This is a genomic window from Streptococcus sp. GMD1S (genome assembly GCF_000296875.1).
GTDB lineage: Bacteria > Bacillota > Bacilli > Lactobacillales > Streptococcaceae > Streptococcus.
Window position 1 is genome coordinate 30,350 of sequence record NZ_AJQY01000007.1, and the last position, 23,397, is coordinate 53,746.

Consider the following 23,397-nt stretch of genomic DNA (forward strand, 5'->3'; position numbering starts at 1 on the left):
ACTGCATTTTTTCAAAGCAGTATAATAACACTTATTGAAATTTTCATCAAAGGAAAAGAAAATGTTTAGAAAATTAAAATATACCTTTATCGGTCGACCACTCAAGTCCCTCACAGACGGTGAAGGGGGATTACTTGGAAAAATGCAGGCACTTGCAATGTTATCCAGTGATGCCCTGTCTTCTATTGCCTATGGACCTGAACAAGTCATTCTCGTATTAGTCAGTCTCTCTCCTCTCGCTATTTGGTGGAGCCTCCCTATCGGTATTTTTGTCCTCTTACTCCTCGCTAGTTTGACCGTTTCCTATCGTCAAATTATTCACGCCTATCCTCAAGGTGGGGGGGCTTATATGGTCACTCGGGAAAATCTCTCTCCTGAACTAGGCTTGATTGCAGGGGGCAGCCTCCTTGTTGACTATATGCTGACAGTAGCCGTATCCGTTGCGTCTGGAGCTGATGCTATTACAGCAGCTATCCCTGCCCTCCATCCCTACAATCTTCATATCTCTATTTTCCTAGTCTGCCTGCTCATGCTCTTGAATTTAAGAGGTTTGAAAGAATCTGCCAGCTCTCTGATGATTCCCGTCTACCTCTTTATCTTCAGTACCGTCTTTCTCTTGCTTTATGGGTTCTTTCAACTATTTACTGGTTCCCTAAACTACCAGGCAACTTCAACCATTGGACAAACCGTTCCGAGCCTTTCCATCGTTCTCCTATTGAGAGCCTTTACCAGTGGCTCTGCCTCTCTGACAGGGGTTGAGGCTATTTCAAATGCGGTACCATTTTTCAAAACTCCGAAAGAAAAGAATGCTGCTCAGACCTTGACCATCATGTCCTTGATTTTAGGATTCCTTTTTGCAGGCATCACCTTCCTAAACTACTGGATGGGCATCACTCCTCAAAATGGAGAAACCATCCTTTCGCAAATGGCCAAGGGCATTCTTGGTGATTCATTCTTTGGTCATGCTAGCTACTATCTCTTCCAGTTCTCAACAGCCTTGATTCTAGCTGTAGCTGCAAATACTGGCTTTTCAGCCTTCCCTATGTTGGCATACAATATGGCTAAAAACAAGTACATGCCCCATCTCTTTATGGAAAAAGGGGATCGCCTTGGCTACTCCAACGGTATCTTAACTCTGGCTTTTGGAGCTATGATCCTTCTTCTCATTTTTAACGGGAATACTGAACGCTTGATTCCTCTTTATACTATCGGGGTCTTCGTTCCCTTTGCCCTTTCTCAGACTGGGATGATTCGTCATTGGAAAAAGGAAAAAGGAGCAAACTTCTTAAAACCTGCCTTTGCTAATATCCTTGGGGCCATCATTTGTTATGCTATTGTCCTCATTTTACTCTTCTTCAGACTGGGTGATATCTGGCCATTCTTCCCAATTATCCTAGTTTTAACTTTCCTCTTTTTGTCCATTCACAGCCATTACCAAAAAGTGGCAAAACAACTGCGACTCTACGAAGGAATTGAAAAGCGCACTTATGACGGCAATCTTGTCCTTGTCCTAGTAGGAAATGTTACTCGAGTAAGTGTCGGAGCCATTAACTACGCTCAAAGTATCGGTGACGAAGTATTGGCTATGCACATTTCCACTAAAGAAACGGCCGAAAAAGACCAAGAAATCCTTCAGGAATTTGCCGATTACTTCCCAAATATCACTCTGAAGAATATCAATACCAGCTACCGCGACATCATCACCCCTAGTGTTAAGTATGTCAAACGAATCGCCCAAGAAGCAAAGCAAAAAAACTACACCGTTACAGTCCTTGTCCCACAGTTTATCCCTAACAAGCCTTGGCAAAATATCCTACACAATCAAATGAGCCTCAAACTAAAATACGCTCTCAGATGGCATGAAGACGTCGTTATCGCTAGCTACTCTTATCACTTAAAAGAATAAACAAAAACTCAAAATCAGTAACTTATATCTGGTTTTGAGTTTTTTGTATATGACCTTTTAAAAGAGTCCTCCACGAGTTCCATTTGAAATTGAAGATTTCGTGGACAGTTCACTATGTAGGATAAAAAGAAAAGCCAGTAGACTCGAGTTCCTACTGACTTCTTTGCTGAATTTGTTTGGATTATGCAGCCAAAACTTTGCGTCCTTTACGACGACGAGCTGCCAATACGCGACGACCGTTTTTAGTTGACATACGGTTACGGAATCCGTGTTTGCGCGCACGACGAAGTTTACTTGGTTGATAAGTACGTTTCACGATGAATACCTCCTCATAGATTTTGTATTCGTTTAGCCGGCTATAAAGTGATCAGTTACTAAACATACTTTACTATTCTATCTGATTCTTACCTATTTGTCAATAGCTCTAAGGAAATGTTTCCTGCTTTTCCCTATGAAAGCCTTATCTACGATACTGACTCAAGAAACGTGTCATCTTTTCTTGGATTTGCGCTAATTCGTCCACACGAGGAAGGTAAACGATACGGAAATGGTCTGGTTCCTTCCAGTTAAAACCACGACCATGAACCAAGAGAACCTTTTCCTGCTTCAAAAAATCAAGAACGAACTGTTCATCATCATCGATGCGGTACATATTTCGGTCAATTTTAGGGAAGATATAAAGACCCGCCTTTGGCTTGACCGCAGACAAACCTGGAATATCTTGGATGGCATTGTAAATGAAGTTTCTTTGCTCGTAAATCCGTCCACCAGGAAGGAGCAATTCATCCACTGACTGGTGCCCACCTAGTGAAGTTTGTACGACTTGCTGGGCCAAAACGTTAGAGCAAAGACGCATATTGGACAGCATATTGAGACCTTCGATATAGCCCTTGACATGGTGCTTAGGACCAGACAAGACCATCCATCCTACACGGAAACCAGCGATACGGTGAGATTTTGACAAACCATTCATGCTGACACAGAAAACATCAGGTGCCAAGCTCGCCACAGGCGTATGCACATGCCCATCCATCACCATGCGGTCATAAATCTCATCCGCAAAGATGATCAAATCGTTTTGACGGGCAATCTCAATAATCTCCAACAAGAGTTCCTTAGGATAAAGGGCTCCAGTTGGATTATTTGGATTGATAAGGACGATTGCCTTAGTGTTGGAAGTAATTTTTGACTTGATATCGTCAATATCAGGGTACCATTCTGCAGCTTCATCACAGATATAGTGAACGGCATTTCCCCCAGCTAGGCTGACCGCGGCTGTCCAGAGAGGATAGTCTGGCATAGGAACCAAGACCTCATCGCCATTATCCAAAAGCCCTTGCATGGACATAACAATCAGCTCACTGACACCATTTCCAAGGTAGATATCATCAATGTCCACATTGGGAAATTTCTTCAGTTGGCAATACTGCATGATGGCCTTGCGGGCCGAGAAGATCCCTTTGGAGTCAGAATACCCCTCACTATCACGCGCATTCATAATCAAGTCATGAATGACCTCATCTGGCGCTGTAAAACCAAATTCTGCTGGATTTCCTGTATTCAGACGTAAAATCTTTTCTCCGTTTGCTCGCATCCGCATAGCTTCTTCCAAAACAGGGCCACGGATATCATAGGCAACGTGCTCTAACTTACTAGACTTGTTATATTCTTTCATCTTGTTTCCTCAATTCATCGAGATAGTAACATTATACCACTAGAAAGGGATTGCGACAAGTTTCCTGAAATGAGCAAGCAAAGAAAAAAACTCACAACGACTAGGTTTTCACCGTCTAAACAACTAGAATACAGAAGCATTTTCTCACATACCAAAAGACAAACCTAGAAAGATCAGCGCTATAAAAGAATCATACAAAAGATTAAACATGAGAAAGAGCCCCCACGTGACCAAATAGTCCAAGCGACAACTTCTCTTTGCAATCACAAATAAAATGATGTGGTAGACTAGGTGAAAGAAAAGAAATCCAACAAAACCTGGATAGAGAACGGGCATGACTCTTTCCAGCTGCCAAAGCATCACTACTTCACCTACAAGTGACGCAAGGATAATTCCATGATAAAGAAAACTTATTTTTTTAGAAGCTTGAACAAAATCTTTCATACTTTCTCATCCCCTCGCTGTGTTTCCTACTAGCTCGTTTTCTTTTATTTTAACATATCTCCACCAAATTGAATCTCCAATAATATTTATTGAAATATGATTTTTACTTTACTTCTTTAGTGAAAAGGGTTACAATAACAGTAAGAAAATTTCAGGAGGTTTCATTATGGCACAACGTTACCAAAATGTTATGGTCGCAATTGATGGTTCAAAAGAAGCAGACTTGGCTTTCGTCAAAGGTGTTTACACTGCTCTACGCAACGAATCCAAGCTCACCATTGCCCATGTTATCGACACACGCGCTCTTCAAAGCGTGTCTACCTTTGATGCTGAAGTTTACGAAGAACTCCAAGTCGATGCTGAAAGTCTGATGAAGGAGTACGAAAAGCGCGCAAGAGATGCTGGTGTGACCGATATTCACATCGTCATCGAAATGGGAAATCCAAAAACCCTCCTTGCCCGTACTATTCCAGACGCAGAAAATGTTGACCTGATTCTCGTTGGTGCAACAGGGCTCAATGCCTTTGAACGCCTCTTAGTTGGCTCTTCATCTGAGTATATTCTTCGCCATGCAAAAGTCGATTTGCTAGTCGTGAGAGAAAGAGAAAAAACATTGTAATCATTAAAAAAAGGGAGCCTTGGGCTCCTTTATGTTTGTCCTGATTGGGTCACAAAAAGGCTTTAAACAATTGTTTAAAGCCTCTATCTTATTTAGAAAGTAGTCAATCTCAAAGGATTGAATTATTTGTAACTGTATGCCCAGTAGTATACACCGTTTCCATCAACTACTGCTGCTACAGCTCCTTCAGTGACATTCGGATCGAGAAGCAAGTCTCTCAAACCACTGTTTGCCCATTTCTTAACGACAACAGCAGCATCTTCATCACGACGTCCTACAAAGCCTGTGCTATCGTATTGACGTGAAATTTCATTTACTTTCGGAAGTGCTTGATTTTGATAAATGTCTTCAGACCAAGTCAATTCTTTCAATCCTTGAGCTTTACGAGTCTCATTGATTTTAGCGAAAGCTTCTTTCGCTTTTGAAACATAGTCATAGTTTGTATCGTTTGTTGCTTCAACACGGTAAACAAACTTCACATAGCCAAATTCTACATCACTGTATTTCTTGTCTTCGACACCACTCTTGAGATTTGCAATCAAGACATAGTCCTTAGCGTATGGGTTTTCTTTCGTCTTCTCAAAGATTTCTGGATCTTCGATTTCCCACTCAACTTTAGCATCCCAACCAGAGTTATCAAGGAACTTAGGATTCATTTTTTCGATGACATAGTTTTTGAACTCTTCAACATTCTTGAATGGCAATGCTTGACCTGCTTTAGCAGTCGTTACCAAGTTAGTTGAGTAAAGTTTCACGCTAGAGTTCTTGTCACTGTACATGTACTCGTCATCAGCAGTGTTTTCGTGAAGTTTTGGATCACGAGCTGGATCGTTTGGATCAGTCATCCCTTGAAGTTTCCATTTTCCTCCAAGCCACTTCCAGTATGCTGAGTAACCTGTACGCTCTGAGTTAGATGGTACATAGTAGTAATGTGCACTACCGTCGAAGTAGTAGTTTTTATCATTCTTGAGGACTGCATCACCTGGTTTACCTGGTGGGTAAACCAATTTTGGAGTGTGTCCATTTGGTGCCCAAGCCAAGTGTTCCAATCCTTCAGCTGGTTTTTCAACATAATCAGGGATTTGGTTTTCACTTGGTTCATCAGTCGTTACCAAACCTGGTGTTGTTGGGATAGCTGGAGTTGCTGGTGTTTCTGGTTTTGGTTCTGCTGGCGTTTCTGTTGATGGCTTGAATGGATCAAATTCACTATCAGCACCATTAATTGGTGGGTTTTCTGGTAGGTCAACACTTGGAGTTGCTGGTTGTTCTGGTTTTGGCTCAGCTGGTGTTGTTGGCTCTTCAGGTTTATCACTAGGAGCTGGTGTTGGAGTCTCTGGTTCTGCTGGTGTTGGAGCAGGAACTTCAGGTTGACTTGGTTGTGCTGGCTCAACCGGAGTTGTTGGTTGTTCTGGTTTTGGTTCAGCAGGTGTTGCCGGTTGTGCTGGTGTTGTATCAGCAGAATCTTTCACCAATACCCACTTACCATTTTGGTAGTAGTAATAATCACCATTGTCCAATACATAGTAATGGTAACCATTTTCGTAACGATAGTGCGGATCGTTTTCCAAGTTGTTAGTAGATGAGTTGTTGTTACTATTGTTTGTCAAAGGTTTCCACTGACCGTTACGATAAATACGGTAGCTACCATCGTTCATACGGTAGTAGTGATTGCCATTCCAGTAAATATAGTTTTCATCGCTAGCAAGGTTGTTGTAATTATTCCAATAGTTATAACCATAGTAGTTGCTACTGTTGCCATAGCCATAGTAGTTATTCCAATTATTGTAACCGTAGTTGTAACTTGGGTAGTAGCTACCATATCCATAGTTATAGCTTGGATAGTAGCTATTGTAGCCATAGTTATAACTTGGGTAATAACTGTTGTAGCCATAACTTCTTACAGTATAATTTGATGTGCGGCTACGATTTGCAGTAGTACGGTTAGAAGTACGATTGCTTGAACGGCGGCTAGTTCTTGTATAGTAACTATTATTTCCATTCCAATTGTAAGCAGCGTGAGCTTCACTTGGTGCAAAAGTTGGAAGCATTGTTACAGCTGTTAAAACAGAAGCTGTCAAATAGGTATATTTTTTCTTCATTTCAACCTCTTAATTCTTTAATTTTTAAACTTGAAAATTAAAATAATAAAAATTTGGAAAGCAATTGTGCACAATTTTATAACTAAACCTCAAAGCTAGAGTGAACTCCTCACATCAACTTGTTAACAGGCCTGAAATAAACAAGTTGACTTTCTGTCTTAAAAAAGAGCATATTGTAGTAGCATGAGGATTTTATATTTATTCGCTTTCTGAATTTATTCTAACACATAAACTTTCAAATATCAAATAATTTGACTTGTCTTTTTTTGATGTTTTTTAAAAGAAAAGCTAGATATATCAGTAATATATCTAGCTTTTTAACTATTCTTTGTAAGAAATGTAATTTCCTGTTGCTTTATTTTCACTATCTTTTCATTTTTTTCTTTTCTTTTTCTAGTATAAATATGCTAATAATAATTAGTGATATATATAAAATTGTTCGGTTTTTCAGCTCAAAAAATCCCCGAATTTTTCATCCAGGGAAAAGAATTTTCTCTTATTTTTTATTTTTTCTTTCTTTATGTCGCTCATAAGCTTTAAACTGACGTTGTAGTTCCTGTCGGATGGCAGGTTCTGGAGCATATTTTTCTTCCCAGTCATCTGGTTTTAAAATCTTGTGTGTAACTGGGTCAAAATGAGCTTTCCCATCAGGGAAAACCTTCCCCATATTTGCTTCATGGACAATATCAAAAATGCGTTCTGGATCTACTCCCATCAATACAAAACTGCCGTATGTGAAATACAATGTGTCAATCAAAGCATCCACTTGACCGACCAGATTTTGCTTAGCAGGCGTCTTTTTCGCCACTTTCTCTGCCGCCTTATCAAGTGCCTCATGCATGCTTGCAAGGGAGTTTTGGAATTCTTCCTCCGAAGAACTTGCTGCGCGAACAAACTCTACTAATTCTTCAATTTTAAAGTCTGCGCGATGGGTTGCACCTTCAGCATCCCATGCCTGTGGCTCTTCTTGAGTTCGTTCATCCATCATGTGGTGGAAGGTTTTGACCTTATTAAAGTGGTAGTCTCGACTGACAAACACTTTTTCTGAAGCCAAAACACCAAAGTGCTCGAGCGCCTTGTGGATACCATCTTGTTGATTACTTGCCGTAATATGCTTGGCAACTTCTTTGACACTGCTACTGCCATTTCCCATAGCAACCGACATACCAACGCCCGCCAACATTTCCAGATCGTTGTCTGAATCACCAAAGGCCATGACTTGGTTGAGATCAAAGCCATATTCTTTCCCGACTCGGCGAATGCCTTCTAGTTTGGAATTTCCTTGGTTGATGATATCTGCTGCAAAAGGATTGCTTCGAGTTAATTTCAAATCTTCAAAATCACTTGCTGCCTTCTCAGATTCTTCTGGCGTCATCAGCATCAAAACTTGATAAATGGGTTGATTAATCAAGTTAAGCAAGTCGTCTTCCTTTTGAGGAACTGCCTTGCTGACCATTCGATTAAAGGAACGGCTAACGGTTCTTGTCAGAACAGTCGGAATAAAACGACTAACCAGTTGGGAAAAGGAGCCGAGACCAAATGACATAATTTTCGAACCAACAACGGCATGCTCGGTTCCAAGAGCGATTTCTTTACGCTCCTTTTTAGCGTAAGCAATCAGTTGACGCAGGCTTGACTTAGCAATCGGACTTGCAAAGAGCACCTTTTCTTTATTAAAAATGTATTGGCCATTGTAGGTCACCGCAAAGTCTAGGTCCAAGTCTTCCATCAATTCCTTGACAAAAAACGGCCCTCGTCCTGTCGCTACTCCAACAAGCACTCCTTGCTCTTTGACAATCTTAATCGCGTCCTTAGTGGATTTCAAAACACTCTTGCGATCGTTGACTAGCGTTCCATCGATATCAAAAAAAACAGCCTTGACTTCCATCCTGTCCCATTCTCCCCTTTTGTGTTACAATGATTATACCACATTTCAGAAAGAGTGACTAAATCATGCCTAAGAAAATCCTTGTTTTACATACAGGTGGGACTATTTCCATGCAAGCAGACGCCACTGGTGCCGTTGTAACTAGCCAGGAAAATCCCATGAACCATGTTTCCAATCCGCTTGAAGGGATTGAGGTTCATGCCCTAGACTTTTTTAATCTGCCAAGCCCTCATATCAAACCCAAGCATATGCTTGCACTCTATCATAAGATTAAAGAGGAAGCTGATAACTATGATGGAGTTGTCATCACACATGGTACAGATACCTTAGAAGAAACAGCCTACTTCCTTGATACCATGAAAATTCCGCCCATCCCCATCGTTCTAACAGGGGCCATGCGTAGTTCAAACGAACTTGGTAGCGATGGTGTTTATAATTATCTGAGCGCTTTACGAGTTGCCAGTGATGATAAAGCAGCCGACAAGGGTGTGCTGGTCGTCATGAACGACGAGATCCACGCAGCCAAGTATGTTACCAAAACTCATACGACCAACGTCAGCACCTTTCAAACTCCAACACATGGACCACTTGGCCTCATCATGAAGCAAGAAATCCTCTACTTTAAAACGGCTGAACCTCGTGTCCGGTTTGATCTCGAGCATATTCAAGGTCTAGTTCCCATCATCTCAGCCTATGCCGGTATGACAGACGAGCTGATCGATATGTTAGACTTGGAACAGCTGGATGGCTTAGTCATTCAGGCCTTTGGAGCAGGCAACGTTCCCAAAGAAACAGCTCAAAAGTTGGAAAATCTCCTGCAAAAAGGAATCCCAGTCGCCTTGGTCTCACGATGCTTTAATGGTATTGCTGAACCTGTCTACGCCTACCAAGGCGGAGGAGTGCAGTTGCAACGAGCAGGGGTTTTCTTTGTCAAAGAACTCAACGCTCAAAAAGCGCGCCTCAAATTATTAATTGCCCTTAATGCTAGATTAAAAGGACAGGCTTTGAAAGACTATATGGAAGGATAAACCTCTTCTCTAGAACGCAAAAATAGGAAATCTTCACGATTTCCTATTTTTACTATTTACGTTTTCGTGTAGAGCGGCGCTCTGTCAAACCATGAGGCAAGAGAACTTCACGTTCTTCCAACTCTTCCTTATGCATAATCTTAGTCAACATACGCATGCTGATAGCACCTAAGTCATAAAGAGGTTGGGCAATAGTAGTCAAGTTTGGACGAGTGAATCGTGCAATCTGAGAGTCATCTGTCGTGATGATTTCAAACTCTTCTGGCACAGATACGCCATGGTCAGCCAAACCATTCAACACACCTGCCGCCAATTCATCACCTGTTACAACTGCGGCTGTAGCTTGTGATGAAATCAAGCGTTCTGCCAAGGCATAACCATCGTCATAGCTGTATTTTGATTCAAAGACCAATCCCTCACTATAAGAATGTCCAGCTTTTTTCAAGGCTTCCTTGTAACCAATCAAACGAACCTTGCCATTGATATCATCGACGAGTGGTCCACTCACAAAAGCAATCTTTTCGTTTTCTTTGAGAAGATAGCTCACGGCATCAATCGTTGCTTGTTTGTAGTCGATATTTACACTTGGAAGTTGGTGTTCTACATCCACAGTACCAGCAAGAACAACCGGTGTCCGTGAACGAGAAAACTCTGAACGAATCTTTTCAGTCAAGTGATAGCCCATAAAGATAATCCCATCGACTTGTTTTGAAAAGAGAGTGTTAACCACTGAAACTTCCTTTTCATCATCCTCATCACTATTTGCAAGGACAATGTTATACTTGTACATTTCAGCAATGTCGTCAATCCCTTTAGCAAGTGTTGAGAAATAACCATTGGTAATGTTAGGAATCACAACTCCGACTGTCGTTGTTTTCTTGCTAGCCAAACCACGTGCTACCGCATTTGGACGATAGTCCAAGCGATCAATCACTTCTAGGACTTTTTTTCGAGTGTTCTCTTTAACATTCTTGTTGCCATTAACGACACGGCTAACTGTTGCCATTGAAACTCCTGCTTCACGGGCGACGTCATAAATCGTTACTGTATCATCTGTGTTCATTCCGTTTCCTTTCTATAATGAAAATTTCGCTTTCACGCATCTACTTACTCCATTCTATCACTTATTGTAAACACTTTCAAGTATTTTTTAGAGAAACTTTGAAAAAATTTCACAGTTTATTCCCATTTTGAAAAAGCAATTACGATTTCTTGATTTTTAAGACATTTTGCTGTATGATAAGGAAAATAAAAGGGGGAGGAAAACATGGCTTTTACAAATACACAGAGACGTTCCGCTAGTTTTGGTGTCGTGACCAGCTTGCCTGATGATGTCATTGACTCTTTATGGTATATTATCGATCATTTCCTGAAAAATGTCTTTGAACTAGAAGAAGAACTTGAGTTTCAACTGCTCAACAATAAGGGGACCATCACCTTCCATTTTTCTAGTCAGCACCTTCCGACTAGCATCGATTTTGATTTCAATCATCCTTTCGATCCGCTTTACCCGCCTAGGGTCCTTGTTTTAGACCTAGACGGCAGAGAAACCATCCTCCTTCCTGAAGAAAATGACCTATTTTAAAAACTCTAGCTTCTTGGCGTAAACCACTGAGAAACTAGAGTTTTCTTTTTCTAATAAATGGAGCGACTGACAACTAGACCGTTTGGTTTTGTATACTCTAAATCAAGGTAATCCTGATAAGTCCCTGGCACAATGAAACCTTGGGGACTCAGTATATCAGTCCCAGCTTTTCCCACGATAGAGTCTGCTAGCAGAACACAATTGGTACTGAGAACAAAGTAGGTCTTAAACTCGGATGAGCTGAATTTATAGAGGGTCGCATCTGCTTCCTCTTTCAGTTGGTAAGAGTAGGTGTGCTTTACCTCTCCCTCTCTTCTTTTCATCAACTGCGAGCTTGGTTCCCAAGGAATTAACAGGTCTTCTATCTCCGATAAACGAGCTTGGATAGCTGTTTTCTGTTGGTCCGTCAAACTCAGACCATAAGCAAACAAGGTCTTCTGACTTTCCCTCTTACAGAGCTCGATGTATTTTTCCCGATTGGCCTTAAACAAAACACCGTCTCCAACCATACCAAATAAACGCTCCGAGTGGGGATCATAGGAACCATAGGAAATAACCTTCCCTTGATAACAAATATCCACATGTCCCATGGCGAGGAAGAAGGAGGTTTCTGAGGTATGGATAAAAATTTCCAGGTCAACCGTCTGGTCGTTTTTTCTTTCTGAATGAACTTCCCCTTCTTGACTTTCATGATTTGCCAGCCACTCATTTAGTTTTCGCAAGGTGCTGATAGGAATCAGAGCCGTCACAAAGATCGGCAGAGTCATTCGCATACGTCGTTTCAGCTTGGGATTGTTTTCTATCCTTTCAAAAAAGAATCCGTCCCGGAGGCTACTGGCTCCTAGCATGAGCAAGTAAAATCCAAGCAAGAGCAATTCAAAATTCGCTGCATCGTGAAAAGGAGAGATGCTATAAAGCCCGAATCCTATCATCCATACAGCATCAAAGAGATGATGGATCCGAGGATGAATGGCATTTTTTCGATAGAGAGACCAGGTCACAAGACTAATGATGCCTGTAAACAGCTGGTAGCTCGCAATGATAAAGACCAAGAGATAGAGGGCAAGATCTTGCAAAATGATAGAGTCAAACACGAGAGCCGCTACCACCAGCTTGCCCAAGGTTACAAAGATATTTTCCCGACGTTTTTTATCTTGAAACCAGCGAGTCAACAAGTGCCAAACTGCTGACAAGGAAAAGTAGGCCATCAACAACTGGTACCCCATTCGTGGAATAACTTGTCCAAAACGAATCAAGAGGAGCCCTAAAACAATAGCAAGTAGTCCCTCCCCGATACTCTTCCACTTGCTATAGGTCTCGGAAAGCTTAGGCATTTCCTTGCTCCAACTGGTCAACCAAATAACGAATTGGTTGCTTTAGGATCGGATGGATAAAATGGGGAGCTATTTCCACTAACGGCTCAAGAACAAAGAGGCGTTCTGCTATATAAGGATGAGGCAAGATGAGGTTGTCTGTATAAACGATCTGGTCCTCCACAAAGAGCAAGTCCAAATCAATCAAACGAGGCCCCCAATGCACCTCTCGAACCCGTCCCATTTCTGACTCAATGGCTAATAATGTTTCTAACAAGACTGGAGCCGGTAGCCAGGTTTCTACTTCAATCACCTGATTGGCAAAGCTATCCTGTTCCACACCACCCCAAGGTTCCGTCGTCAAAACACTGGACTCTTTGAGAATATGGATGCCACGAGCTCGCAGGTTGTCAATGGCTTTTCCCAAGTTTGCTTGCTTATCTCCCATATTACTTCCTAGGGCGATAAAGGCCCGTTGCTTACGACGGTGAATGGTCACCGAGCAGGTATCCAACGGTAAATGCACTGGAGCCCAAGGTTTTTTTAGTTCCAACTCAATCTCTTGGACAAGAGGATAGGTCTCAAAGGTACGTTCAACTAGTTTGTAGGCTACCGTTTCAATCAAATCCTCAGTGCTTTCCTGAAACCAAGTCTTCCACTGCTGACACAGTTCTCCGTAATGGACAGATGCTGTTAAATCCAATTCTGTAGCCGCCTTGGTCATATCATAGGATAAGCTTGCGGAAATAACAAACTTCTGCCCCAATTCCTTCTCACTAGGGAAAAGACCATGATAGGCAAAAATTTCCAAATCTTTAATCTGCAGTTGATCCATAACTTGTCCTTTCTAGAAAAATCCGCATGAAGCGGATTCTTTTTATACTCAATGAAAATCAAAGTGCAAACTAGGAAGCTAGCCGCAGGCTGCTCAAAACACCGTTTTGAGGTTGCAGATGGAAGCTGACGTGGTTTGAATTTGATTTTCGAAGAGTATTATAGTCCCATTAAACGATAAGCCTGGTCTCGGAGGTCTTTATCTGTTTCAAATACACCTCGCGCTACTGTCGTCAAAGTCGCAGTACCTGGTTTTCTGACACCACGCATGCTCATACACATATGCTCGGCCTCAATGACAACAAAGGCTCCTTTAGCCCCCAGATAGTCCATCAAGGCATCGGCCACTTCAATATTTAACCGTTCTTGAATCTGTGGTTTTTTAGAATAAATTTCAACCGTACGGGCTAGCTTAGACAAGCCTGCCACCCGACCATCTGGAATATAGGCAATGTGCGCTCTCCCATAAAAAGGCAAGAAGTGGTGTTCACACATAGTGTGGAAAAAAATATCCTTTTCCACTACCATATTATCATCAATAATCTCAAAGGATTTTGACAGGTGTTCCTCAGCAGTTTGGCCAAGGCCTGAAAAAATCTCTTGGTACATACGGGCTACACGAGCAGGTGTTTCCTGCAAGCCCTCGCGGTTAGCGTCCTCACCAACAGCCTCGATAATCATTTTTACAGCCGTTTCAATCTTTTGTGTATCCATTCTCGTTCTTCCTCTCCATCAGATAGGCTCTCACTTGGCTCAAGAAATACAAGGAACCCGTGACAATCCTAACTGTTTGTTTCTCTTCATTTTTATCTGTCAATTTCTGCTCTAGAAAATCCTGCCAACTTTGGTAATTGAGATTTCTAGACTTGGCTGTCTCTTTCAGCACGCTTTTATCAGTCGCCCGACTATCGTCAAAATGGGTTAAAGTCAATTGACTATCTGGCACCGTTTCTAGCAAATCCAACATATCTTCCAAGGCCTTGGTTCTGATACAGGTAAAGAGGATTTCCTTATGATAATCCGCAAAGCGTTCTTGCAAGGTTGCTAGTAAAGCCCTGATAGCATGGGGATTATGGGCCCCATCCAAAATCATCATAGGTTCGCTAGACACGACCTCCAAACGCCCTGGCCATCTGGTTTCCTCCAAGGCTTGAGCAAGCAAGTCACTGCTAGCTAATTCTCGCCCAATCTCTTGGCAATAAATGTCTAGAAGAGCAAGTGCCATCCCTGCATTTTCTATCTGGTGCAAGCCTAGCAGGCCTGTTTGAAAGCGACCTTGTCTGACAGAACTAGTATAATCAAAGATTTCACCCGTCACCACACTCTTTTGATGACTGACCTGGTAATCTTTCCCATAGGCAAGTCTCGATGCATTTTTATCTTCTGCAATGGAGTCAATCACAGCCAAGGCTTCAGGAACAATATGACCTGTCACTAATGGAATGCCTTGTTTGATAATACCAGCCTTCTGCTCTGCTATGGATTCCAAGGTGTCACCAAGTAGGGCCACATGATCCAGTCCAATAGTCGTAATTCCTGTTAAAATTGGCTGACAGACATTAGTACTATCCAGAAGGCCACCCATACCGACTTCCATGATGGCCACATCTACTAGCTCTGAGGCAAAGTAATCATAGGCTATAGCTGTAATTATCTCAAACTCGGTTGTTCCCTGCAAATTATCAGCAGATTCCCCCTCAAGCAAAGACTGATAGTCTGCCATGAGGGCTTCTAGCCTAGTTTCTGGGATGGATTCCCCATTAATGCTAATCTGATCCGTATAATGAATAAGATAGGGCGAGCTGAACACCCCAACTCTCAGCCCTAGGTTTTCCAGCATCTTTTTCAAAAAAGCAATGGTAGACCCCTTGCCGTTGGTCCCTCCGATATGGATGACCTTGAGTTTGAGCTGGGGATTGCCTCGCAGAGCTAGGAGTTCTACCATGCGTTCCAAGCCAAAATGTGGTTGGTCCGTCCGGTAGTGGGCAATCCACTGATTGTTTTCAATTTCGTTCATCTTACTTATATTGTTTTAAATCTAGATTTTCTGCATCATCTGCCAAACGAATGGCTGACGCAATTTCAACTGCCATCCTGTGACTGGCAACATCGTGCACGCGCACCACTTCCACACCCTGTCTCGCAGCGATACTGGTTACATGAGCCGAAGCGGTGTCCCGATTTCGGAAACCGACTTCCGTCTCAGGATTGACTTCAAAGCCATTCTCCTCAAGGATATTGATAACAAACCGCTTGCGCGAAACACCAAGAAAGATTGGATAGCCCTGCTGATGCAATTTATCAAGGTCCCGTAGAAGAAGTAGATTTTCCTTCTTGGTGAGACCAAAACCAATTCCCGGATCCAGCAAAATGTTTTCTCTTGCTATCCCAGCTTGATTGGCTCTCGCTAGTGCTCGTTCAAAGAAAGCCTCCATCAAGTCTTCAATTGGCATTTTTTCAAAGTCAGCTAACTCTTCCTCTGTAAAAGCTTGCCCAAAACCAAAATGAGGAAATATGAGCGAACTAGGGTGCTGAGGTCGAGCCATGACTGGATTAAACATGATGACTACTTTCGCACCAGCCTTAGCAACCACATCCGCCATTTTCTCATCTCCCATGAGACCCGTAATGTCATTTACCAGATTGGCACCAGCAGCCAAAGCAGCCTCTGCCACCTGACTTTTCCAAGTATCGATGGAAATGAGAACATCACTTTCCTCACAGATAGCTTTAATCACTGGAACAACACGCTGGATTTCCTCTTCTATCTCAACATAGCTACTGCCCGGCCGAGTCGATTCTCCACCGATATCAAGCATGCTAGCTCCTTCAGCTATCAATTTACGGGCTTGCTGAAGCGCCTGGTCAACAGCAAAAAACTGACCACCATCCGAAAAGGAATCTGGTGTTACATTGATAATTCCACAAATAGCTGTTTTTGCCTGACTAGCTTTACTGAACATAAGGTCACTCCTCAAGGTTTTTCACCACATTATTTCTCTATTTTACCATAAAAAGAAAAAGATGGATACGCTAGTATTCATCTTTTCCAAGCGGCTAATGGTTTAGAATGATAGACCTAGATTTCTACTAATCAATACCAATAAGGCCAACAAACAAAATGCAATACCATTGAGAATCATATGAAGCAAAATGGACATCTCCAAACGCTCAGTCTTATAGGCTGTCCAAGTCAAAACCGTTGACATTCCTCCATAAATAATCACAGAAGGTAGATTGGTTGGCATATGAAGCAAGGCAAAGACGATTGCACCAACAATAAAACCTAGTTTTTCTTTTCCGCGGAAGATCTTTTTTGGAATAATCCCACGACACAAAATTTCTTCACAAATCGGCGCAATCAAGACTAGTAGGAAGAAAGTTGAAATCAAGGAACTATTCTGAACCAAACCATTCAGTATTGATTGGTTACTGGTTGTTGCCTCATTTGTTAGTCGAAGCAGTAGTGAACCCAAGAGATTTGTCGCAAAAATCACCAGATAACTCAGTACCAAGCGAGCCAAGTCTTTTGCCTTAAAAAAGGATAGATTAAAAGTAGCAAGTTGTGTTTTTCGTGCACCAATAATGAATACAATCAAAACGACTATGGATAGAGCACCTACTAAGAGCCCTGACTGTAAAATCGGAAACTGTTTGTTTGCTAAAAACAAAGCAAGTCCTATGGGAAATTGAGATAGAACAAAAGCTACCAAAAGGATGATCACCCATTTCCCTCTGTTTAAAACCTCTTGCCAAATCGTCTTATCTTTCATGATGTACCTCCTTATAAGAAAAAGGGGAGACTCCCCTTTTTCTATTATACCATTTATAGCGCCATACTGATATAGTTAAGGATAAACAAGGCATCCAAAATCCAAATCATCACGTGCACATCCTTGGCTTGACCTTTGACAACTTTTGTCAAGGTATATGTCAAGAAACCAACAGCAATCCCTTGTGTGATAGAGTAGCTGAATCCCATAAAGATAGATGTGAAGAAGGCAGGAACCGCTTCAGCCATATCATCCCAAGGGATATTTTTCAAGTTAGAAAGCATCATGATTCCGACGATGATCAAAATTGGTGCTGTTGCAGCTGTCGGAACAATCGCTAGAAGTGGGCTAAAGAAGCTAGATAGAGCAAAACAGATCGCAACCACTAGGGCTGTCAAACCAGTACGTCCACCAGCACCGATACCAGCCGCAGATTCAACATAGGTCGTAACGTTTGAAGTACCTGCAATGGCACCTACCGAAGTTGCCACCAAGTCAGAGTATAGAGCCTTGTCCAATTTAGCGGACTCATGGTTTTCCCCACTTGTCGCAACAATACCAACTTTTTCACCAGTACCGATAAGAGTACCGATTGTATCAAAAATATCCGTTAGTGAGAAGGCAAGAATAGCCATCAAGGTTTCTGGTAAACGCGAAGTGTTTGAAATCAAAGATCCTAAACCTTCTGAACCAAGAGCAGCACCAAACAAAGTTCCTAAATCATTAACCGCTGCTGAAAGATTGTTGCTAGCAAAGTCAATCCCTGATAATTTGACAACACCAACAGCAATGGCAAGCACAGTCGTTGTTAAAATAGAAAGAATGATTCCACCCTTGATGCCTTTAACAACAAAGAAAATGGTAATAGCCAAACCTGCAAGAGCCACCAATACGGCTGGAGTATTGAAGTCTACCAATCCTGGAACAGCTGCGGAGTTTGCAGTAAGTGCAGCTTGAGCCTTGTCTGCTCCTTCACCTGCTACCGTATAAGTACCTGGATCGATTGAGAATTTCAAGAGACCAGCATTCTTAATTCCAACATAGGCAAGGAAAACACCAATACCAGCCGAAATAGCTGAACGAAGTGTTGTTGGAATAGATTCGATGATCATTTTACGAACATTTGTTAAGGTAATAATCAGTGAAATAATTCCACAAATGAAGACCATACCAAGAGCCTCTTTCCAAGTATAGCCCATCCCAAATACAACTGTAAATGTAAAGAAGGCATTTAGTCCCATACCTGGTGCTTGTGCGTACGGCAAATTAGCATAGAAAGCCATCATCAAAGTACCTACTACAGAACCGATAATCGTTGCCAAGAACACACCTTGAACAGGCATACCCGTTTGGGAAAGCATTTGAGGGTTTACAAAGAGAATATAACTCATTGCAAAGAATGTTGTTAAACCAGCAAGCACCTCTGTACGGACATCTGTCCCGTGCTCTTTTAGTTTAAATAGTTTGTCCATCTTTAATCTCCTTTTGTTTTTTACGAACAATATTAGTATTATATCATTTATCATTCACCTTTTCAATATGTTTGTTTGATTTATTTAATAAATCAAAGCAACTGTAGTTTTTGTTCTTATCTGCTTTTCTTCCTTCTTTTTGATATAATAGTAGACATCTTATCTGGAAACGACTAGGAAGGTTTATATGACTAAAAAAATTATCGCAGTCGATTTGGACGGAACCCTGCTAAATAATGAAAGCAAGCTCTCCGATTTCACCAAAGAGACGATCAAAAAAATTTCAGAAAAAGGACACCATGTCATCATCACGACAGGCCGTCCGTATCGTATGGCAAAAGACTTCTATCGTGAGCTAGAATTGCATACTCCCATGATTAACTTTAACGGCTCCCTTACCCATCTACCAGGACAGACTTGGGAGCATGAAAAGTGCCTGACCTTGGACAAAAAATACCTCCTAGACATGGTCAAGCGCACGGAGGACATCCAGGCTGATTTTATTGCGGGAGAATATCGAAAAAAATTCTATATCACGACACCGAATGAAGAAATTGCAGATCCTAAACTATTTGGCGTAGAGAACTTCCGGCCAGAAAATCAATTCAAACCTGAACGAGTAACCAAAGATCCCAACTGCATCCTCTTGCAAACAAGGGCTGAAGACAAATACGCTTTAGCGGACGAGATGAATCGTTTTTATCAGCACCAACTAGCTATCAATACCTGGGGCGGGCCCCTCAACATCCTCGAGTGTACTCCCAAGGGTGTAAACAAGGCTTTTGCTCTAGAGTACTTGCTCAATGTGATGAATCGTGATAAAAAAGACTTAATCGCCTTTGGTGATGAGCATAATGACACTGAAATGTTGGCATTTGCAGGCAAGGGATATGCTATGAAAAACGCCAATCCTGCTCTTCTTCCATATGCAGACGAACAACTTCCTCTGACCAACGAAGAAGATGGAGTTGCCCGCGCTTTACAAAATTTATTCTTATAAAAGGGAAGATTGCATGGTCGCAATCTTTCCTTTTTGTTTTCATTTTATTTTCACTAAAGCGGCTTATTTTCTGTATTTTTATATTAAATTTTCTATTACCATTTTCATTTATCTCTCAAAAAATATTGATATATTAATATTTTTAAAAAGTCATTCTATGAAAACTTTTACATCTTTTTAGAAAAAGTAGTTGATTTTTATATGAAAACGGTTTATACTTAAAGTTAGGCTTAAAGTTTTCTTAAACATACAGTCAAACATTTTATAAGGAGGAATGACAATAATGAGTATCGGAATCATTATTGCGAGCCACGGCGAATTTGCTGCGGGTATTCATCAGTCAGGATCTATGATCTTTGGTGAACAAGAAAAGGTTCAAGTTGTAACCTTTATGCCAAATGAAGGTCCAGATGACCTTTACGCTAAATTCAACAACGCTGTGGCTGCATTTGACGCAGAAGATGAGGTTCTAGTATTGGCTGACCTTTGGAGTGGATCTCCATTCAACCAAGCTAGCCGCGTAATGGGAGAAAATCCAGAACGTAAGTTTGCCATCATCACAGGACTGAACTTGCCGATGTTGATCCAAGCCTACACAGAGCGCCTTATGGACGCGAATGCAGGTGTGGATAAAGTCGCTGCGAATATCATTAAAGAAGCCAAAGATGGCATCAAGGCTCTTCCAGAAGAGCTTAACCCAGTTGAGGAAGTTGCAACTGCTGCAGCTGCTCCAGTTTCACAAGCTGCTATTCCAGAAGGAACAGTTATCGGTGACGGTAAACTGAAAATCAACCTTGCTCGTCTAGACACTCGTCTCCTTCACGGTCAGGTTGCCACTGCTTGGACTCCAGATTCAAAAGCAGATCGTATCATCGTTGCTTCAGACAACGTTGCAAACGACGAGTTGCGTAAAGAATTGATCAAACAAGCAGCTCCTAATGGAGTAAAAGCCAACGTTGTCCCAATCCAGAAATTGATCGACGTTGCAAAAGACCCACGTTTCGGAGAAACTCATGCCCTTATCTTGTTTGAAACTCCACAAGATGCACTTCGTGCTATCGAAGGTGGCGTGCCAATCAAGACCCTTAACGTTGGTTCTATGGCTCACTCAACAGGTAAAACAATGATTAACAACGTTTTGTCTATGGACAAAGAAGACGTTGCAACCTTTGAAAAATTGCGTGACCTCGGTGTTGAATTTGACGTACGTAAAGTACCAAACGACACGAAAAAAGATTTGTTTGACTTGATTAAGAAAGCAAACGTTCAATAATGTTAATCTGTTTCTATCATTTTTGAAAACAGGATTAAATACTTTATTAAAACTAAATAGAAAAGGAATAAAACCATGTCAGATATTTCAATCATTTCTGCTATCTTGGTTGTAGTTGTTGCCTTCCTTGCAGGTCTTGAAGGTATCCTCGACCAATTCCAATTCCATCAACCAATCGTCGCATGTACCCTTATCGGACTTGCAACTGGTAACCTCGAAGCAGGGGTTATGCTTGGTGGATCTCTTCAAATGATCGCCCTTGGTTGGGCAAACATCGGAGCTGCCGTAGCTCCTGACGCTGCTCTTGCATCTGTTGCTGCAGCAATCATCTTGATCAAAGGTGGTAACTTTACTACTGATGGTATCGCCGTTGCAACGGCAACAGCTATCCCTCTTGCTGTAGCTGGACTTTTCTTGACAATGATTGTTCGTACAATCTCAGTTGCCTTAGTTCACTCAGCTGATGCTGCTGCTAAAGACGGAAACATTGCAGCTGTTGAGCGTGCTCACTTTGTTGCACTTCTTCTTCAAGGTCTTCGTATTGCAATCCCTGCTGCCTTCCTTATCGCTATCCCAGCTTCTGCTGTTCAAGACGCTCTTGGTTTGATGCCAGACTGGTTGAACGGTGGTATGGCTGTCGGTGGTGCTATGGTCGTTGCCGTTGGTTACGCTATGGTTATCAACATGATGGCAACTCGTGAAGTATGGCCATTCTTCGCTATCGGTTTTGCTCTTGCAGCTATCTCTCAATTGACTTTGATTGCCCTTGGTGTCATCGGTGTTGCCCTTGCCTTCATCTACCTTAACCTTACAAAACAAGGTGGAAACGGTGGCGGCGGAGCTGCGACTTCTAACGACCCAATCGGTGATATCCTAGAAGACTACTAGAAAGGGGAACAATCATGGCTGAAAAAATTCAATTATCAAAATCAGATCGTCAAAAAGTTTGGTGGCGTTCACAATTCCTTCAAGGTTCTTGGAACTACGAACGTATGCAAAACTTGGGTTGGGCTTACTCATTGATCCCAGCTATCAAAAAATTGTACACTAAAAAAGAAGACCAAGCGGCTGCTCTTGAGCGCCACCTTGAATTCTTCAACACTCACCCATACGTCGCTGCTCCAATCATGGGGGTTACTCTTGCACTTGAAGAAGAGCGCGCTAACGGTGTTGAAATCGACGACGCGGCTATCCAAGGGGTTAAAATCGGTATGATGGGACCTCTTGCTGGTATCGGTGACCCAGTATTCTGGTTTACAGTTCGTCCTATCCTTGGAGCTCTTGGTGCATCACTTGCTGCATCTGGTAACCTTGTTGGTCCACTTCTCTTCTTCTTCGGATGGAATGCTATCCGTATGGCCTTCCTATGGTACACACAAGAGTTCGGTTACAAAGCTGGATCTGAGATCACTAAAGACATGTCTGGTGGTATCTTGAAAGACATCACTAAAGGTGCTTCTATCCTTGGTATGTTCATCCTTGCCGTTCTTGTACAACGTTGGGTATCCATCAACTTCACTATCAACCTTCCAGGCAAACAATTGTCAGAAGGTGCCTACATCAACTTCCCAGAAGGTCCTGTTACAGGAGCTGAGTTGAAGGGCATTCTTGGTCAAGCGCTTAGTGGTATGAGCCTAGATAGAGTTCAACCACAAACGCTTCAAGGTCAGTTGGACTCATTGATTCCAGGATTGATGGGACTTCTCCTTACTTTCCTTTGCATGTGGTTGCTTAAGAAAAAAGTATCTCCAATCACAATCATCCTTGCCCTCTTTGCAGTTGGTATCGCAGCTCGTTTCTTCGGTATCATGTAATCTCGGTGAGAATATATAAACAAAAAAGAATCAGGATTAAACCTGATTCTTTTTATGTATCAACTTTTTCTCCTAGTAAGATAATGAAAGCACCCAATCACCACTGCTAGTATGGCAACATAGAGTAGCTGTTTGGCTTCTAAAGGCACAAAAGCTCCCTGTAGGATAAAAGTATTGGCAAGTACACCAACAAGGGCTGCAAGGCTCAAAAACGTGAGCAAAAGCATCTTGTATCGATTAAAAGGCAAGCTGACCTTGGCAACTAGACACAGACCATTGATCAGGGCAAGGAGGAAGCAAATAAATTTGACCTGACCTGGGACAGTGATAAAGAAATTGGTCAAAAGAACACTAGCAACCAGAACGCCACCACCAATCGCCGCGTTGGTTAGGATATCTCTCATAAAGTGAGTGCTAACCTTTTCTTTATTGGACTCAAAAGTCAGGAAGAAGGATGGAATCCCAATCGTAATGGCTGAAATGATTGTAAACTGAATGGGGATAAAGGCAAATTCCAAACCAAATACCACACTCAAAATGGCAAAAACGATGGAGAAGAAGGTCTTTGTTAGAAAAAGAGAGGCTACCTTTTGGATGTTGTTAATGACCCGGCGTCCTTCCATCAAGATATCATAAAATACTGCAAAGTCATCTGTGAGAAAAACAATATTGGA

The 23,397-nt window shown here is 41.9% G+C and carries 21 protein-coding genes and 1 pseudogene; 8 read left to right on the top strand and 14 right to left on the bottom strand.

What is annotated here, in order from left to right:
• Positions 1 to 61: 61 nt before the first annotated feature.
• Positions 62 to 1,906 (top strand): APC family permease, encoded by a 1,845-nt coding sequence (locus tag GMD1S_RS02050; protein WP_000488836.1) that lies wholly within the window; start codon positions 62 to 64, stop codon positions 1,904 to 1,906.
• A gap of 181 nt (positions 1,907 to 2,087) precedes the next feature.
• Here the strand turns inward: GMD1S_RS02050 and rpmH are convergent, their stop codons facing one another.
• The 3 genes from rpmH to GMD1S_RS02065 form a co-directional block, all read right to left on the bottom strand.
• A complete protein-coding gene (rpmH, locus tag GMD1S_RS02055; protein ID WP_000831905.1) occupies positions 2,088 to 2,222 on the bottom strand; it encodes a 50S ribosomal protein L34 in 135 nt (44 codons plus the stop codon).
• A 144-nt stretch (positions 2,223 to 2,366) separates the two neighbouring features.
• Positions 2,367 to 3,581 carry a pyridoxal phosphate-dependent aminotransferase gene (locus GMD1S_RS02060; RefSeq protein ID WP_000666454.1) on the bottom strand — a complete coding sequence of 405 codons (1,215 nt, stop codon included), beginning with the start codon at positions 3,579 to 3,581 and terminating at the stop codon, positions 2,367 to 2,369.
• 144 nt (positions 3,582 to 3,725) lie between these two features.
• Positions 3,726 to 4,025 carry a hypothetical protein gene (locus tag GMD1S_RS02065; RefSeq protein ID WP_000651410.1) on the bottom strand — a complete coding sequence of 100 codons (300 nt, stop codon included), beginning with the start codon at positions 4,023 to 4,025 and terminating at the stop codon, positions 3,726 to 3,728.
• A gap of 166 nt (positions 4,026 to 4,191) precedes the next feature.
• Between GMD1S_RS02065 and GMD1S_RS02070 the strand changes: the two genes are divergently transcribed.
• Complete coding sequence (locus tag GMD1S_RS02070; protein WP_000079161.1) at positions 4,192 to 4,644, top strand: universal stress protein; 453 nt, start codon at positions 4,192 to 4,194, stop codon at positions 4,642 to 4,644.
• A 122-nt stretch (positions 4,645 to 4,766) separates the two neighbouring features.
• On the opposite strand, the gene GMD1S_RS02075 is transcribed toward GMD1S_RS02070, so the two are convergent.
• Both GMD1S_RS02075 and GMD1S_RS02080 read right to left on the bottom strand, forming a co-directional pair.
• Positions 4,767 to 6,743 (bottom strand): CAP domain-containing protein, encoded by a 1,977-nt coding sequence (locus GMD1S_RS02075; RefSeq protein WP_008276932.1) that lies wholly within the window; start codon positions 6,741 to 6,743, stop codon positions 4,767 to 4,769.
• A gap of 496 nt (positions 6,744 to 7,239) precedes the next feature.
• Positions 7,240 to 8,631, bottom strand: a complete 1,392-nt coding sequence (locus GMD1S_RS02080) for a Cof-type HAD-IIB family hydrolase (RefSeq protein ID WP_000453122.1) — start codon at positions 8,629 to 8,631, stop codon at positions 7,240 to 7,242.
• A 65-nt stretch (positions 8,632 to 8,696) separates the two neighbouring features.
• Here GMD1S_RS02080 and GMD1S_RS02085 point away from each other — a divergent pair, with 65 nt between their 5' ends.
• A complete protein-coding gene (locus GMD1S_RS02085; RefSeq protein ID WP_001124810.1) occupies positions 8,697 to 9,659 on the top strand; it encodes an asparaginase in 963 nt (320 codons plus the stop codon).
• 52 nt (positions 9,660 to 9,711) lie between these two features.
• On the opposite strand, the gene ccpA is transcribed toward GMD1S_RS02085, so the two are convergent.
• A complete protein-coding gene (gene ccpA, locus GMD1S_RS02090) occupies positions 9,712 to 10,722 on the bottom strand; it encodes a catabolite control protein A (RefSeq protein ID WP_001090635.1) in 1,011 nt (336 codons plus the stop codon).
• A gap of 204 nt (positions 10,723 to 10,926) precedes the next feature.
• On the opposite strand from ccpA, the gene GMD1S_RS02095 reads away from it, so the two are divergent.
• Positions 10,927 to 11,244: a DUF960 domain-containing protein gene (locus tag GMD1S_RS02095; RefSeq protein WP_000886045.1), complete on the top strand. Its 318-nt coding sequence runs from the start codon at positions 10,927 to 10,929 to the stop codon at positions 11,242 to 11,244.
• A gap of 50 nt (positions 11,245 to 11,294) precedes the next feature.
• Here the strand turns inward: GMD1S_RS02095 and GMD1S_RS02100 are convergent, their stop codons facing one another.
• The 7 genes from GMD1S_RS02100 to GMD1S_RS02130 all read right to left on the bottom strand — a co-directional run bounded on the left by GMD1S_RS02100 (position 11,295) and on the right by GMD1S_RS02130 (position 18,636).
• Entirely contained in the window at positions 11,295 to 12,578 is a 1,284-nt protein-coding gene (locus tag GMD1S_RS02100) for a membrane protein (protein ID WP_001125355.1), read from the bottom strand.
• Entirely contained in the window at positions 12,571 to 13,392 is an 822-nt protein-coding gene (gene folK, locus GMD1S_RS02105) for a 2-amino-4-hydroxy-6-hydroxymethyldihydropteridine diphosphokinase (RefSeq protein WP_000372502.1), read from the bottom strand. Before folK ends, GMD1S_RS02100 begins: the two co-directional genes overlap by 8 nt.
• A 158-nt stretch (positions 13,393 to 13,550) precedes the next feature.
• Positions 13,551 to 14,105, bottom strand: a complete 555-nt coding sequence (gene folE, locus GMD1S_RS02110; protein WP_000380930.1) for a GTP cyclohydrolase I FolE — start codon at positions 14,103 to 14,105, stop codon at positions 13,551 to 13,553.
• Positions 14,086 to 15,408 carry a bifunctional folylpolyglutamate synthase/dihydrofolate synthase gene (locus GMD1S_RS02115; protein WP_001002333.1) on the bottom strand — a complete coding sequence of 441 codons (1,323 nt, stop codon included), beginning with the start codon at positions 15,406 to 15,408 and terminating at the stop codon, positions 14,086 to 14,088. The genes folE and GMD1S_RS02115 overlap by 20 nt, the downstream gene beginning before the upstream one ends.
• 1 nt (position 15,409) lies before the next feature.
• Positions 15,410 to 16,354 (bottom strand): dihydropteroate synthase, encoded by a 945-nt coding sequence (gene folP / locus GMD1S_RS02120; protein WP_000491578.1) that lies wholly within the window; start codon positions 16,352 to 16,354, stop codon positions 15,410 to 15,412.
• Positions 16,355 to 16,456: 102 nt separating this feature from the next.
• The gene (locus tag GMD1S_RS02125) at positions 16,457 to 17,164 is read right to left on the bottom strand and encodes a CPBP family intramembrane glutamic endopeptidase (protein ID WP_000653640.1); all 708 of its coding nucleotides are present in this window, start codon (positions 17,162 to 17,164) and stop codon (positions 16,457 to 16,459) included.
• A gap of 53 nt (positions 17,165 to 17,217) precedes the next feature.
• Complete coding sequence (locus GMD1S_RS02130; protein ID WP_000359241.1) at positions 17,218 to 18,636, bottom strand: NCS2 family permease; 1,419 nt, start codon at positions 18,634 to 18,636, stop codon at positions 17,218 to 17,220.
• A gap of 187 nt (positions 18,637 to 18,823) precedes the next feature.
• On the opposite strand from GMD1S_RS02130, the gene GMD1S_RS02135 reads away from it, so the two are divergent.
• The 4 genes from GMD1S_RS02135 to GMD1S_RS02150 all read left to right on the top strand — a co-directional run bounded on the left by GMD1S_RS02135 (position 18,824) and on the right by GMD1S_RS02150 (position 22,723).
• Positions 18,824 to 19,636 (top strand): Cof-type HAD-IIB family hydrolase, encoded by an 813-nt coding sequence (locus GMD1S_RS02135; RefSeq protein ID WP_000162337.1) that lies wholly within the window; start codon positions 18,824 to 18,826, stop codon positions 19,634 to 19,636.
• Positions 19,637 to 19,919: 283 nt separating this feature from the next.
• Positions 19,920 to 20,909, top strand: a complete 990-nt coding sequence (locus GMD1S_RS02140) for a PTS sugar transporter subunit IIB (RefSeq protein ID WP_000021984.1) — start codon at positions 19,920 to 19,922, stop codon at positions 20,907 to 20,909.
• Positions 20,910 to 20,984: 75 nt separating this feature from the next.
• Positions 20,985 to 21,797 (top strand): PTS mannose/fructose/sorbose transporter subunit IIC, encoded by an 813-nt coding sequence (locus GMD1S_RS02145; RefSeq protein WP_001280317.1) that lies wholly within the window; start codon positions 20,985 to 20,987, stop codon positions 21,795 to 21,797.
• A 14-nt stretch (positions 21,798 to 21,811) separates the two neighbouring features.
• Complete coding sequence (locus GMD1S_RS02150) at positions 21,812 to 22,723, top strand: PTS system mannose/fructose/sorbose family transporter subunit IID (RefSeq protein ID WP_000818322.1); 912 nt, start codon at positions 21,812 to 21,814, stop codon at positions 22,721 to 22,723.
• Positions 22,724 to 22,782: 59 nt separating this feature from the next.
• Here the strand turns inward: GMD1S_RS02150 and GMD1S_RS12220 are convergent.
• Positions 22,783 to 23,397 (bottom strand): annotated as a pseudogene (locus GMD1S_RS12220) (ATPase); the annotation flags it as partial.

Excerpts from the sequence above, each read along its gene's own strand:
- GMD1S_RS02050 (WP_000488836.1), top strand. The coding sequence starts at position 62 with ATGTTTAGAAAATTAAAATATACCTTTATCGGTCGACCACTCAAGTCC.
- GMD1S_RS02060 (WP_000666454.1), bottom strand. The coding sequence starts at position 3,581 with ATGAAAGAATATAACAAGTCTAGTAAGTTAGAGCACGTTGCCTATGAT.
- GMD1S_RS02065 (WP_000651410.1), bottom strand. The coding sequence starts at position 4,025 with ATGAAAGATTTTGTTCAAGCTTCTAAAAAAATAAGTTTTCTTTATCAT.
- GMD1S_RS02070 (WP_000079161.1), top strand. The coding sequence starts at position 4,192 with ATGGCACAACGTTACCAAAATGTTATGGTCGCAATTGATGGTTCAAAA.
- GMD1S_RS02075 (WP_008276932.1), bottom strand. The coding sequence starts at position 6,743 with ATGAAGAAAAAATATACCTATTTGACAGCTTCTGTTTTAACAGCTGTA.
- GMD1S_RS02080 (WP_000453122.1), bottom strand. The coding sequence starts at position 8,631 with ATGGAAGTCAAGGCTGTTTTTTTTGATATCGATGGAACGCTAGTCAAC.
- GMD1S_RS02085 (WP_001124810.1), top strand. The coding sequence starts at position 8,697 with ATGCCTAAGAAAATCCTTGTTTTACATACAGGTGGGACTATTTCCATG.
- ccpA (WP_001090635.1), bottom strand. The coding sequence starts at position 10,722 with ATGAACACAGATGATACAGTAACGATTTATGACGTCGCCCGTGAAGCA.
- GMD1S_RS02095 (WP_000886045.1), top strand. The coding sequence starts at position 10,927 with ATGGCTTTTACAAATACACAGAGACGTTCCGCTAGTTTTGGTGTCGTG.
- GMD1S_RS02100 (WP_001125355.1), bottom strand. The coding sequence starts at position 12,578 with ATGCCTAAGCTTTCCGAGACCTATAGCAAGTGGAAGAGTATCGGGGAG.
- folK (WP_000372502.1), bottom strand. The coding sequence starts at position 13,392 with ATGGATCAACTGCAGATTAAAGATTTGGAAATTTTTGCCTATCATGGT.
- folE (WP_000380930.1), bottom strand. The coding sequence starts at position 14,105 with ATGGATACACAAAAGATTGAAACGGCTGTAAAAATGATTATCGAGGCT.
- GMD1S_RS02115 (WP_001002333.1), bottom strand. The coding sequence starts at position 15,408 with ATGAACGAAATTGAAAACAATCAGTGGATTGCCCACTACCGGACGGAC.
- folP (WP_000491578.1), bottom strand. The coding sequence starts at position 16,354 with ATGTTCAGTAAAGCTAGTCAGGCAAAAACAGCTATTTGTGGAATTATC.
- GMD1S_RS02125 (WP_000653640.1), bottom strand. The coding sequence starts at position 17,164 with ATGAAAGATAAGACGATTTGGCAAGAGGTTTTAAACAGAGGGAAATGG.
- GMD1S_RS02130 (WP_000359241.1), bottom strand. The coding sequence starts at position 18,636 with ATGGACAAACTATTTAAACTAAAAGAGCACGGGACAGATGTCCGTACA.
- GMD1S_RS02135 (WP_000162337.1), top strand. The coding sequence starts at position 18,824 with ATGACTAAAAAAATTATCGCAGTCGATTTGGACGGAACCCTGCTAAAT.
- GMD1S_RS02140 (WP_000021984.1), top strand. The coding sequence starts at position 19,920 with ATGAGTATCGGAATCATTATTGCGAGCCACGGCGAATTTGCTGCGGGT.
- GMD1S_RS02145 (WP_001280317.1), top strand. The coding sequence starts at position 20,985 with ATGTCAGATATTTCAATCATTTCTGCTATCTTGGTTGTAGTTGTTGCC.
- GMD1S_RS02150 (WP_000818322.1), top strand. The coding sequence starts at position 21,812 with ATGGCTGAAAAAATTCAATTATCAAAATCAGATCGTCAAAAAGTTTGG.